9 protein-coding genes are annotated in these 12169 nt (G+C 77.3%); 7 read left to right on the top strand and 2 right to left on the bottom strand.

The window, feature by feature from the left end; all coding sequences use genetic code 11:
- The first annotated feature begins 244 nt into the window (after positions 1–244).
- From ACFY0O_RS18785 to ACFY0O_RS18755, 7 genes are all read left to right on the top strand, one after another.
- On the top strand, positions 245–2212 hold the full coding sequence (locus tag ACFY0O_RS18785; protein ID WP_388947754.1) for a GTPase-associated protein 1-related protein: 1968 nt from the start codon (positions 245–247) through the stop codon (positions 2210–2212).
- Between the two features lie 142 nt (positions 2213–2354).
- Complete coding sequence (locus tag ACFY0O_RS18780) at positions 2355–3389, top strand: 3-oxoacyl-ACP synthase III family protein (RefSeq protein ID WP_388947753.1); 1035 nt, start codon at positions 2355–2357, stop codon at positions 3387–3389.
- Positions 3386–4135 (top strand): glycosyltransferase family 2 protein, encoded by a 750-nt coding sequence (locus tag ACFY0O_RS18775; RefSeq protein ID WP_388947752.1) that lies wholly within the window; start codon positions 3386–3388, stop codon positions 4133–4135. The genes ACFY0O_RS18780 and ACFY0O_RS18775 overlap by 4 nt, the downstream gene beginning before the upstream one ends.
- A complete protein-coding gene (locus ACFY0O_RS18770; protein ID WP_388947751.1) occupies positions 4135–5613 on the top strand; it encodes an AMP-binding protein in 1479 nt (492 codons plus the stop codon). The genes ACFY0O_RS18775 and ACFY0O_RS18770 overlap by 1 nt, the downstream gene beginning before the upstream one ends.
- Complete coding sequence (locus tag ACFY0O_RS18765; RefSeq protein WP_388947750.1) at positions 5610–6365, top strand: glycosyltransferase family 2 protein; 756 nt, start codon at positions 5610–5612, stop codon at positions 6363–6365. The genes ACFY0O_RS18770 and ACFY0O_RS18765 overlap by 4 nt, the downstream gene beginning before the upstream one ends.
- Positions 6362–7588: a cytochrome P450 gene (locus tag ACFY0O_RS18760; protein WP_388947749.1), complete on the top strand. Its 1227-nt coding sequence runs from the start codon at positions 6362–6364 to the stop codon at positions 7586–7588. Before ACFY0O_RS18765 ends, ACFY0O_RS18760 begins: the two co-directional genes overlap by 4 nt.
- Positions 7585–8502 carry an NAD-dependent epimerase/dehydratase family protein gene (locus tag ACFY0O_RS18755; RefSeq protein ID WP_388947748.1) on the top strand — a complete coding sequence of 306 codons (918 nt, stop codon included), beginning with the start codon at positions 7585–7587 and terminating at the stop codon, positions 8500–8502. Before ACFY0O_RS18760 ends, ACFY0O_RS18755 begins: the two co-directional genes overlap by 4 nt.
- Here ACFY0O_RS18755 and ACFY0O_RS18750 read toward each other — a convergent pair.
- Both ACFY0O_RS18750 and ACFY0O_RS18745 read right to left on the bottom strand, forming a co-directional pair.
- Positions 8486–10024: an ABC transporter substrate-binding protein gene (locus ACFY0O_RS18750; protein ID WP_388947747.1), complete on the bottom strand. Its 1539-nt coding sequence runs from the start codon at positions 10022–10024 to the stop codon at positions 8486–8488. The genes ACFY0O_RS18755 and ACFY0O_RS18750 overlap by 17 nt on opposite strands.
- Entirely contained in the window at positions 10021–12087 is a 2067-nt protein-coding gene (locus tag ACFY0O_RS18745; RefSeq protein ID WP_388947746.1) for a hypothetical protein, read from the bottom strand. The genes ACFY0O_RS18750 and ACFY0O_RS18745 overlap by 4 nt, the downstream gene beginning before the upstream one ends.
- Positions 12088–12169: the final 82 nt, after the last annotated feature.

The raw sequence follows: 12169 nt of genomic DNA, 5'->3' as shown, positions 1-12169 counted from the left end.
CGGGCGAACGGAAGCCGCCGGCGGCGGAACTCCCGAACGGCCCGCACATCTGGTGGAATGACCTCCCACACACAGCACGGGGGGCGCGGGGCATGGCGGGGAACGGGGCCGGTCATACCGTGCGCTCCGGGGGCGGAACGGTTCTGGCAGCGGTTCGGGGAACGACGGTACGGGGAAGCGGGCCTCCCGCAACAGTCCCTGACGGACCGTCAATGGCCGGAACCCGCGGGACGGAGGGGGACGCGTGAGCCTTCCGCAGTTCCACTACGAGGGCGGGCCGGGCTTCGCCGCGGTGACGCCCGGGGTGTCCGAGGCGCTGCTGCGCGAGGCGGAGCCGCTCCTGGCGTACGAACCGCCGCCGGGCCCCGGGTGTCCCGAGGCGCTGAGCCTGAGCCTGCTCTCGGACGGCAGCCGGCTGCTGGCCCGGGCCGGGCGCACCGCCTCCGGGTTCCACACACACGCCGTCCACCTCCCCGGAGAGGCCACGACGGGCGCGCTCCCGGTCACCGCCTGGGGTTCGGCGGGGTGGCGGGAGCGGACCCCGGCGGACGGGCCGCCGCCGGCGCTCGACCGGATACCGCCGCCGGGGCCGTACGACCGGGCCGCCATGGCGGAGTTCGTCGCGGCCCGGGGGGCGTGGCTCGCCGCGTTCTTCGACGACGTGCGCCGGGTGGCGGAGGAGCCGGGCGCGCCGCGGGTCGTGCTGGTGGAGGCGGACCCCGCGGACGTGGCCCGCTGGGTCATGCTGGCGTGCGGGGTGCTGCCGCACGCGCGCGGGCGGCGGCTGAGCTTCACCACGTACACGCGGCGCCCGCTGTCCACCCCGCAGCAGCTGGTCGGGGTGCTGCCGGAGGACGCCGGTGTACTGGCCGGCGGGGGGCGGCGGCACCGGGTGTACGAGGCCGGCCGCGGGCCCGCCCCCGAGGCGCCGCGCGGTCCGGCGGCGCTGTGGGCGCGTACGGCCGCCGCCGTCTGGCGGGCCGGGCGGCCGGAGCTGTTCGCGGAGGTGCGCCGGCTGCCCGGGGAGCCGTACGGGGCGGGCCCGCTGGCCGCGCTGGCGCTGGCGGCCGGGATCCCGCTGGGGTCGGCGGCCCGGGCGGCGGCCGCCGAATGGGCGGCGGGGCGTCCGGACGCGCTGGACGGGATACGGCTGCACGCGCTGGCCGGGGTGCTGGTGCGGCCGGGCGGGGAGCCACGCGGGGCGGCGGAGGCGGCCGCGTCGCAGCGGCTGCTGGCGGCCCTGGACGCGGGGGCGCGGGGGGCGCTCGCGGCGGAGCTGGAGCCGGAGCTGCGGGCCGCGCTGGCCGACGCGGAGGCCGAACCCGCCGCTCTGGCGGGGCTGTTGTCGGGGGCCACCGCCCTCGGCGCCGACACCGCGGGGCTGCTGCCGCAGGCGGCCGGGAAGCTGGCGCGGGGCCTGCTCGCGGACCCGGAGGGGACGTACGGGGAGGAGATACGGGCGGCGCTGGCCCAGCTGCCGGCGCTGCGGGCCCTCGTACTCGACCGGCTGGACGCCCTCGCGGCGGGCGATCCGGCCGCCGGGGCCCGGCTGTTCGCCCGGACCGGGCTGCGCCTGGGCACGGCGGAGGCCCTGCCGCACCTGCGCATGTGCGCCCTGGGGCGGCCGGCGGGCGACGCGGTCGTCGCGCTGGACACCCTGCTGCGGGAGGCGGGCGTCTCCCCGTACGCGGAGCCGCTGGTCCTGCGGACCGGGATGCGCCTGGTGTGGGACGGGGCGCCCCCCACCCCGGTGGAGGCCCGGCTGCTCCTGGCCACGACCGGCGCCCCGGTCCACGGCCGGGCGGGCACCTGGCCCCTCCTGGCCCGGGCGGCCACCGAGGCGCCGCCCGGCGACCCGGACGCCCCGGAACTGGCGGCGGAACTCCTGCGCCACGCCGGGGAGGACCTCCCCCCGGACCTCCGGACCCGACTCCGCACCCGTGCGGACGCGCCCCTGGCGGCGGGCGCAGAACCCCCGGCGGCAAGCGCGGACGCGCCCCTGGCGGCCGACGCGGCTCCCCCGGCGGACCTCAGTGCCCGGCCGGAGGGCCCCGCGGCGGCTCACGAGGGGCTTCCGGAGTGGCTCTCGGACGGTTCCGCTTCCGACCCCGGCCGGGAACGGCCCGCCGAGGGGAAGCGTGACCCGGAGCCGGGCGCCTCCGGCATCATGGCCCGCCTGCGGAACCGCTTCGGCCCACGCCCGCGGGCCTGACCCGGGTCGCGACCGCCGCCCCGCGCAGCGGCAGCAGTGGCGGCGCCTGGGGCGTGGTACCGGGGGCCTACTCAGCACCCCCGCAAGGGATCTGAGCATCCGTACTCAGGCCCGCCCGCCGCCCGGGGGCCATCGTGGACGCATGCCCATACAGTCCTGCCAGCCGCAGCCGCAGCCGCAACCCCGCATCGGCATCACCGCCGTCGGCACCCTGTTGCCCGAGGACGTGCTGTCCTCCGACGACCTCCAGCGCGAGGTGACCCGGCGCAGCGGCATCGCGCTGCCCGACCGGATGCTGACCCTCGCCACCGGGATCGTCTCGCGCCGGGTCGCGGCCGAGGGGGTGTACGCGTCCACCCTCGCGGTGGGTGCCGCCCGCCGCGCGCTGGACGCGGCCGGGCTGGACCCGCTCGACGTGGACCTGCTGGTCTTCGCCTCCGCCTCGCGGGACCTCGTCGAGCCCGCCACCGCGCACATCGTGCAGGCGGAGCTCGGCTCCCGGGCGCACGCCCTCGACGTCACGAACGCCTGCAACAGCTTCGTCAACGGCATCGACCTCGCCCGGAGCATGCTCCTCGCCGGCCGCGCCCGCCGGGCGCTCGTCGTCACCGGGGAGACCCCGAGCCGCGCGGTGCGCAAGGACCCCGCCGACTTCGCGGAGTTCCGCGGCACCTTCGCCGGCTACACCTTCGGCGACGCGGGCGCGGCCGTCGTCCTCGAACCGGTGGAGCGCGGCGGGATCCTGGACGTGGACGGTGAGACGTACTCGGAGCACTGGGAGGTCGGCGGTATCCCGGGCGGCGGGTCGCGGCATCCGCGCGGGGACTCGTTCACCTACTTCCGGGGGGACGGGCACGAGCTGCGCGGGGTCTTCGAGAAGGCGGGCACCGCCGTCGTCGACCGGACGCTGCACCGCGCCGGGACGGGCTGGGAGGGTTTCGCGAAGGTGCTGGTGCACCAGGTGACGGTGCCCTACCTGGAGCGGTTCGCCGAGCTGACCGGGGTGCCGGAGGACAAGCTGGTGGTGACGGTGCCCGAGCTGGGCAACGTGGCGAGCGCGAGCATCGGCGTGCAGCTGGACCGTGTCTTCGATGAACTGGCTCCGGGCGAGCGGGTGTTGTTCGTCGGGCTGGGCGGAGGCATCAGCGTCATGACGATGGTCTGGGAGAAGTCGTGAGCGGGCCGCGCCTGTGGGTGGTGGTGCCCGCGCACGAGGAGGAGGCACGGCTCGGCGGGACGCTGCGGGCGCTGGCCGCGCAGCGGGACCGGGACTTCACCCTGCTGGTCGTCGACAACGCCTCGGCGGACGCGACGGGCGCCGTCGCGCGGGAGTTCGCGGCCGGGGCGCCGTTCCCGGTGGAGGTGATCGAGGAGCCGGAGAAGGGGGTCGGTTCGGCGGTGGACACCGGTTTCCGGTACGCCATCGCCCGCGGTGCGACCCTGCTGGCCCGGACGGACGCCGACTGTCTGCCGGGGCCCGGCTGGGCGGGGGCGGCGCGGGCCGCGCTGCTGGCGCGGCCGGGGCTGGTGTGCGGGCGGATCACGGCACGGCGCGACGAGCACGGGCCGCTGGGCCGGGCTGCGTTCACCGCACTGGTGGGGCTGGCCGCACTGTTCGGGCGGCTGCGGCCGCAGCACGCGCGGCGGCACGGCTACCGGGCCCCGTACCGGATGCACGCGGGGAACAACATGGCGATCACCGCCGAGCTGTACCTGGCGGTGGGCGGGATGCCGCGGCGGCCCTCCCCCACGGACCGGCTGTTCCTGAACGCGGTGCGCCGCCACACCGACCGGATCTCCCGCTGCCGGGGCATGGTCGTGGAGAACTCCACCCGGCGGCTGCGCGCCTACGGGCTCGCCGGAACCGCCCGCTGGTACCTGGACCAGGGCTGCGGCACGCACGGAACGGACGACCCCCGCTGATGCTGGACCGACTCGAACACGCGCTGCGCGCCCGGCCGGAGCGGCCGGCCGTGCTCACCGCCTCTCGCGGCGGGGCCACCCGGGTGCGTGCCACCGGGGGTGAACTCGTGGAGCTGGCCGACGCGTTCGCCGCCGCCCTGGACGCGCGCGGGCTGCGGGCCGGGGACACCGTCGGGGTGGCGGTGCGGCCGGGGCCGCGGGCGCTGGCGGTGCTGCTGGCGCTGTGGCGGCTGGGGCTGCGCGGGGCGGTGCTGGACCCCGGGGCCGGGGCCGAGGTGCTGCGGGCCCGGCTGGAGCTGGCCCGGCCGGCGCTGGTGCTGGCCGACGCGGCCGCGCAGGCGGTGGCGGGGTGGGCGGCGCCGCTGGCCCGGCGGGCCCGGCTGGAGCTGCCGGAGCTGGCCGCGCTGGGCCCGGTGGCCACCGTCGGGCCCCGGCTGCCGGGCTGTGCGCCCGCGCTGGACCTCGGGGCTTCGCGGGCGGGGGTGCCGGCGGGGTTCGAGGGGGACGGGGACGCGGTGGTGGTGTTCACCTCCGGGACCACCTCCCGGCCGCGTGCGGTGGTGCACACCCGGGCGGGGCTGGCGGCCGGGATGGAGACGGTGGCCTCCCTCTTCGACGCCCGCGGGGGCGCGCCCGTGCTGGGCGGGACCTTCTTCGTGCTGGTGCCCTCGCTGGCGCAGGGCGCGCCGGTGGCGCTGCCGGCCCGCTCCCCGGCCGTGCTGGCCCGGCAGCTGGCGCGGCTGGCGCCCCGGGACACGTACCTGACGCCGCCGCAGCTGCGGGACGCGCTCGGGGCGGGTGCGCGTTTCGGGGGCCGCGTGTGGACGGGTTCGGCCCCGGCGAGCGCGGAGCTGTTGGGGCGGGTGCGGGCGGCGGGGGCGCGGGAGGCGTGGGGGGTGTACGCGCTGACCGAGCTGTTCCCGGCGGCCGCCGTGGAGTCCCGGGAGAAGGCCGCCTTCGACGCGGCCGGGGACCTGGTGGGCGCCCCGCTGCCCGGGGTGCGTACGGCAGTGGACGCGCAGGGGCAGCTGCTGCTGACCGGCCCGGCCGCCCGGGACCGCTACCTGGGCGAGGAGCCCGACCCGTGGGTGCGTACCGGTGACCGGGCGCGGCTGGACGGGGCGGGGCGGATCGTGCTGGAGGGGCGGTGCAAGGACATGGTGCTGCGGCGGGCGGAGAACATCTACCCGGGGCTGTACGAGCCGGGCCTGCAGGTGCCGGGCGTGGAGCTGGGCGTGCTCGTCGGGGTGCCGGCGGGCGACGGGGACGAACGGCTCGTCGCGGTGGTGCAGCCGCGGCGCGGGGTGTCCGAACCGGCGTTGCGCGCGGCCCTGTCGGAGCCGCTGCGGGCGATGGGCGCGGCCCGGCCGGACGCGTTGCTGTTCGCGCGGATCCCGCTGTCGGGGCGCTCGCGCAAACCGGACCGGGCGGCGGTGTCGGCGCTGGCGGCGGCCCGGCTGGGCGGCGGTGAGCGGTGAGCCTGTGGGTGGTGGTCCCGGCGTACGACGAGGCGGGGTCGATCGGGGCGACCCTGGCGGCGCTGGCCGCGCAGGAGGACGCGGACTTCCGGCTGGTGGTCGTCGACAACGCCTCGACGGACGGCACGGCCGAGGTCGTGGCGGAGTTCGCGCGTGCGGCGCCGTTCCCGGTCGAGCTGGTCCACGAGCCCGAACCGGGGGCGGGGACGGCGGCCGACACGGGCTTCCGGTACGCGGCGGCCGCCGGGGCGACGCTGCTGCTGCGCACGGATGCGGACTGCCTGCCGGCCCGGGACTGGACGGCCGTGGCCCGGGCGGAGTTCTCGCGGGGGGCGCAGATGCTGTGCGGGCGGAGCGTGCCGCGCCGGGACGAGGGGCCCGGGTTCGCGGAGGCCCGGCTGCTGCCGGCGCTGGTGCGGCTGTCGGCGCTGTACGGCCGGTGGCGGCCCGCGCACCGCGACCCCCGCTTCCGGGCCCCGTACGTGCTGTGCCACGGCCACAACCTCGGCATCACGGCCGAGCTGTACCTCCGCTGCGGCGGGGCGCCGCGGGAGCGGCTGGAGGAGGGCTCGGAGGACGTCACCCTGCTCAACCGGGCGCGTGAGCACAGCGCGCGCGTCGTGCGCTGCGAACGGCTGGTGGCGGAGAGCAGCCTGCGGCGGCTGCGTTCCTGGGGTGCCCGGCGCACCCTGCTCTGGTACTGGGACCGGCGTTACCGGCCGGTCGACTCGAAGGAGGTCCACGTCCGATGACCACCCCCCGACCCCACCCGCACGCCCGCGCCCGCAGACGGGACCGGCGGGTCTACCTGGACGCCCATCCCCTCCTCTTCGGGCTGCTGGCCGCGACGCGCGGGCGCGGTGTGCGGCGGCTCGGCGGGACGGTGCTGGTGCACGACGCGGACGCGTTCCGGCAGGCGCTGACCCGGCTGCCGCTGGACCGGACGGCGGCGGGCACGACGGGCGGGGCGGCGCGGGAGGCGCTGGGCGGCGCCGGGGGCGTGCTGTTCGACCAGGAGGGCGGCGGGCACCGGACCGGCCGGCGGGGGCTCGCCGAGGGGCTGGGCGCGGCCGGGGTGGAACGGCTGCGGGAGGTGTGGCGGCCGCTGCTGGAACGGGGGCTGGCGCCGCTGGGGCGGGGCGGGGAGGTGGAGGTGGTGGCGCTGGCGCGGGAGTTGGCGGGGTCGGTGGTGTGCGCCCTGCTGGACTGCGCGGCCGATCCGCTGGTCCTCGCGCGGGCTTCGGCCGAGGCGGCGGCGGCCTCGGTACGGGACCACCTGCCGGGCCTTCGCCGGCCGGGCGCGGCGGCGGAGTCGGCGCGGGCGGCGGAGCGGCTGCGCGCGCTGCTGCCCGACGGGGACCCCCTGGCGGCGATGCTCGCGGTGGCGGCGGTGAACACGACGGTGGCGGCGCTGCCGCGGGCGGTGGCGTGGTGCGCGGACGCCGGGCTGTGGGGGCAGGCCGGGGACGCGGAGCTGCGGCCCCGGCTGGCGGAGGAGCTGCTGCGGGTGACGGCGGCCTCGCCGGTGCTGCCCCGGGTGGCGGCGGCGGACGGGGTGGTCGGGGGGTGCCCGGTGCGGGGCGGGGACCGGCTGCTGCTGGTGGCCCGGCACGCGGCGCAGGCCCACGGGCGCGACCCGGACGGCCGTCGCCCGGCGGGGCCGGGGGTGGCCCGGCTGGTCTTCGGCGCGGGCCCGCACGCCTGCCCGGGCGCCCGGCTGGCGACCGCCCAGCTGACCGACGTCCTGGAGGCCCTGGCCCCGTACCGCCCGGCGGTGACCCGCTCCCGCGCGGACCGGGGGGCGGCGCTGCCGGGCTGGCGCGAGCTGCGGCTGCGGGCGGGGGCCAAGGCCGCACCCCCGGACCCGGGCGCCTTCCGCCCCGGCCCCGCCACCGGCGCCCGTTCCCCGGCCGCGTCCGGGCCCGCGGCGGGTTGCCCGTACCGGACCGGAGCGGCGACGGGGGCCGGCGCATGAGGATCGCGATCACGGGTGCGAGCGGCTTCTGCGGCGGCCACGTCGCCCGCGCGGCCGTGGCGGCCGGCGCCTCGGTGGTGTGCCTGGGGCGCAGGCCGGGCCCGCTGGGCGAGCACCGGTTCTGGGACGCGGCGTCGGCCGTGCCGGACCTGTCGGGGGTGGACGCGGTGGTGCACTGCGCGGCGGCGGTGGGTGATCCGGCGCCGGGTTCGCGGGCGGAGGCGCAGATGCGCGCCGTGAACGTGGACGGTACGGCCCGGCTGCTGCGGGCGGCGGCGGGGCGGCCGGTGGTGTGGGTGAGCAGCGCGAGCGTCTACGACCCGCGCCGCGACCGGTCCCGGGTCACGGAGGACCATCCCCGTGCGCACCACCTCAACGCCTACGGGCGCACGAAGGCGGAGGGCGAGTCCCTGGCCCTGGCCGCGGGCGCGGTGGTGCTGCGCCCCAGGGCGGTCTACGGGCCGGGCGACACCCAGCTGCTGCTGCGGCTGCTGTCCCGGGTCCGGGCGGGCACCCTGTTCCTGCCGGGCCCGGACGTCCGCCTCAGCCTGACGGCGGTGGAGAACCTGGCGGCGGCCTGCCTGGCGGCGCCGGGCTGGCCGCCGGGCGCGTACAACGTGGCGGACGCCGTCCCGTACGGCCGGGACGCGGCGGTCACGGCGGTCCTGCGCGCCCACGGGGTGCGGGCCCGCATCCGCCACCTGCCGCTCCCGCTCGCCGTCGCGGCGGCCCGCGCGGCGGAGTCGGCGGCCCGGCTCACGGGCTCGGAGCCGGCCCTCAGCCGTTACGCGGTGGACCAGCTGGCCCACCCGGTGGTCCTGGACCTGGCCAGGGCCCGGTCCCGGGGCTGGACCCCGGACCGGACCCTGGAGGACTACCTGGCGGCCGAAAGCACGTTCAACTCCCGCTGCTGATGCTGCAGTTCCCGTCAGGTGCGTGTCCGGCCGGCCAGGCGATCCGGTCGAACGCCGCGGTCTTGGTCGCCGGGTCGAGATGGACGATGGGCACGGCCTTGTTGTGCGGGTTGCCGTACTGGTCGAGGCAGATCCAGCCGCTGGCGCCGTCGACCCGGTTGGTGCCGTGCAGCCGCAGCCAGCTGTCGCGGACGTCGGTGAGGCCGGGCATCTTCACGGCGCCGACCGTGTCGTTGCGGATGCCCGCGACGGCGGTGGTGACCGAGTCGTACGTGATCATGACGCGGCCGTCGGACAGCGAGGCGGGGCCGATCGAGGGCCCGGACGCGGGCTGGGCGTCGTGGAGGAGGGAGGCGAGTTCCCGCAGGGCGGCCTTGGAGCCGCCGGTCGCCTCGGTGCTCCCCTCGCCCCACGCGTCGGGGTGGGCGAGCGCCGCGTAGCGCACGGTGATGCCGGCGCCGTTGGTGAGGGCGGTCCACTGGTCCGCGAACTTCTCGTCGACGGTCAGTGTGGAGGCGTGCGAGCCGGTGATCACCGTGTAGTGCTTGTCGCAGTTGCGGTTGCCCAGCTCGACGAGGAACTGCCGCAGCTGGACGGGCCGGCCGGCGAAGTAGACGGTCTTCGCGTTGGACGAGCAGATGTCCGGGACCATCTGGTGGAAGTCGTTGGCGAGGTTGCCCTCTTCGGTGAAGTCCTGCGGCGAGCGGAAGGTCTCCGGGGCGTTGGGCGCGCCCGTGGCGAGCTTCTCGAAGGTCTCGCGCAGGGTGGTCAGGTAGTTGTCGCCCTCCCGGATGTCCTCGACGACCATGGTCTCGGCGGGTTTGATGTCCGCCCCGTACGAGCCGAGGGCCTTCGCCTGGTCGGTGTTGCTGGGGGCGATGCGGGCGAGTCCGGGGTAGGCGTTGTCGGCGCCGTTCTTGATGTCGTCGGCGGTCATGGGCCCGGCGACGACCGGGATGCCCTTGTCGCGGGTGAGGTAGCGGACGGTCTCCGCGGTTTCCTTGAGGCTGATGTTGATGCCCGCGACGGCCCTCAGGTTCTCCTTCTCGGAGGCCGCGGCCTTGGCCAGGGCGTCGGCGACGGGCCGCCAGTACGCGTAGTTCCGACCGGGGTTGGCGAGCAGCAGCCGGATCGGCGGCTGCTTGCCGTTGGCCCGGTGGTTGGCGCGGTACTGCGCGAGATAGGCGCCCTGGACCTGCTCGACGAACTCGCGCTGCTCGGCGGCGTTGTCGGAGGTCATCGGGATCATCAGGGCGATGGTGGCGGGGTTCTTGCCCGCGACGGCGTCGTTCTCCGCCTTGATGCGGCCGAAGACGGGGGCGAGGGTCTTGGCGAAGGAGTAGGCGCCGTCGGTGATGCCGGTGCACTCCTGGCGGGGTCCGCGCCGCTCGACTCCGGTGGCGCAGGACGGGTCGTCCCTGATGACTCCGGTGTAGACGAAGTAGCCGCCGGTGCCCAAGGCGACGGCGAGGGCGGCGATCACCAGGGCCTTGTAGAGCGGGCCGTCGGGAAGCAGCTTCATGGGGCGGACTCTCCGTAGGTGGGCAGGTGGGGCGCCTGGTGCCAGTGCCCCAGGAGCGTCGGCCACTCCTCGTGCGCCCGGTAGAAGATCTTTTGTGCCGCGGGGGCGCCGCTCTGGGCCATGGCCAGGGTGAGCAGTTGGAGCCTGACGGTGCCGATCGCGTCCGGCTGGGGTGCCACGAGGGGCGGGGACTGCGCCCACAGGGCGGACACGAGGAGCCGTACGGCCCGGTGGACCGGGTCGTTCTCGGGCGCGCAGGCCCGGCAGGCCGCGGTGAACTCGGGCGGCGGGGGCAGGGTCCGCGGGGGGTGGGGCGCGGCGCAGACCAGGTTGAGCGCGGCGAGCCAGTCGGGGGCGTCCTGCTCCGCGAAGCGGCGGTGCAGGGCGTGGACGACGAACTCCTTCTCGCCGAGGGCGAGCGAGTGGTGCAGGAACCGGGCGTCGGGCCGCTCCGCCGCGGTACCGCGCCCGTGGGGGTCGTAGAAGGACCGCAGCCGCAGGTGGAGGTGTTTCCACTGCTCGGCGTCGGGCGTCCGCTGGGTGAGGGCGGTGAGTTCGTGCAGGAGCAGGGCGCGCAGGACGGGGTCGCCGACGAAGGGGCCGTCCGTGCCGGGCCAGGGGTGGCGCCCCCAGCAGCCGTCCCGCAGCTCGGCCTCGGCCTCCAGTACGGGTACGCCGCCGGGGTCGCCCGGCGGGTAGGCGGCGCCGAGCCGGTGCACGGCCTCGTTGTCGAGGGCGGGAGAGTAGTACGTCAGGCGCCGCCGGGCGACTTCCCCGGGGAGCTGTGTCGCGAGGATCCGCTCGTTCACGGTCGTGGCGGACTCGGCGTCGGCCGGCAGGGCGAGCAGGTCGACCGGGTCGACGGTGCCGGCCCCGTCTTGGAGGCGCGGGTGCAGCCGGGCCGCCTGGACGAGGGCGTGGGCGATCCCGGCCCGTCCTGCGCTGATCCGGTGGATCACCTGGGCCGTCCGGGGGGCCGGTCTGTCCTCGCCGAACATCGCCTTGACCTCGTCGAGGGTCAGCGGCGCGAGGGGCAGGTGCGCCAGCCATCCGGCCGGCGCCGCCGGTCTGCCGACCCGCCAGAACGCGCCGGGGGCGCTGCGGGTGGAGGGCTCGGTGTCCTCGGGATCCGGAACCGGCGGGTCCTGGCTCAGCGCGGTGGCGACGACGGCCGGGCGCAGGGCCCGCTCCCCGGCGGCCTCCTCGTGCCAGACCCGCGCCAGCTCGTCCAGGAAGGCGGCACCGGTGGGGGTGTGGGCGTTGTCGAGGAGCAGCAGGGGGCGCGGCACCCGGTTCATCGTGTTCAGCCAGCCGTAGTGGTCCGCGATGTCCGCGAGGAGGGCCGCCAGCAGGTGCCGCTCCGCGTGCTCGCGGTCCTCCGGCTCGCCCCGGAAGCCCATGGCCAGCTCGGTCAGCTGGGCGAGCCCGTCCCCCTGGCGTCCCACCCGTCGGGCCCCCCACCACTTGAGCCCCTCCTTGTTGGCGCGGGGGCCGAGCAGCTCCGTGGCGACGATGCGCAGCAGGGCCCGCACCATCTCCTCGACGCCCGGCGGCATCCCCCCCACGGCCGGCAGCGCCCCCGCCACCTCGTCGATCCAGCCCAGGACCCTCTCGTTGCGCGCCTGCTGGTCCGGCTGGCTGGCCCGCTGGAGCTCCCCGAGGCGGTGCCGCGCGGCCGGCATCTCGGCGGGGCGCACCGGCTCCCAGCTGGTGATCGCGAGCAGCCCCTGGACCAGCCGGGGGAAGGACAGCTTGCCGCCGAACTCGCTCGGCTTCTGGCTCAGTCCGTCCATCAGGTAGAAGAGCAGGTCCGAGGTGTGCGAGGCGTTCCTCGGGGCGTCGCCGTCGGCCGGCGCGGCGAGCCCCGGCTGACCGAAGCGGTCCGCCCCGAGATCCGCGTACGCCTGCGGCACGCGTTGCGCGTACTGGTCGGACAGCGCTGCCAGCAGGGCGCTCTTCCCCGACCCCCGGCCGCCGGCGCACACGAGCAGGAACGGCGTCCCGTCCGGGACCCGTAAGCGCTTCGACCCCCTCGACTCCAGCCCGACCAAGGACGGAACCACGGTGTTCAGTACCGCAGAGCGTCCGTACAGCGCCACCGCGACCCCCCAGTCATCCGGCTCTCCGCGGTGCGAGGCACCGCCG

Source organism: Streptomyces sp. NPDC001594, assembly GCF_042893675.1.
Classification (GTDB): Bacteria; Actinomycetota; Actinomycetes; order Streptomycetales; family Streptomycetaceae; genus Streptomyces.
This window is presented reverse-complemented; position numbering and strand designations above follow the sequence as displayed.

Bases quoted from the DNA above. Each gene is read 5' to 3' on its own strand.
- ACFY0O_RS18780 (WP_388947753.1), top strand. From the start codon at position 2,355: ATGCCCATACAGTCCTGCCAGCCGCAGCCGCAGCCGCAACCCCGCATC.
- ACFY0O_RS18770 (WP_388947751.1), top strand. From the start codon at position 4,135: ATGCTGGACCGACTCGAACACGCGCTGCGCGCCCGGCCGGAGCGGCCG.
- ACFY0O_RS18760 (WP_388947749.1), top strand. From the start codon at position 6,362: ATGACCACCCCCCGACCCCACCCGCACGCCCGCGCCCGCAGACGGGAC.
- ACFY0O_RS18755 (WP_388947748.1), top strand. From the start codon at position 7,585: ATGAGGATCGCGATCACGGGTGCGAGCGGCTTCTGCGGCGGCCACGTC.
- ACFY0O_RS18750 (WP_388947747.1), bottom strand. From the start codon at position 10,024: ATGAAGCTGCTTCCCGACGGCCCGCTCTACAAGGCCCTGGTGATCGCC.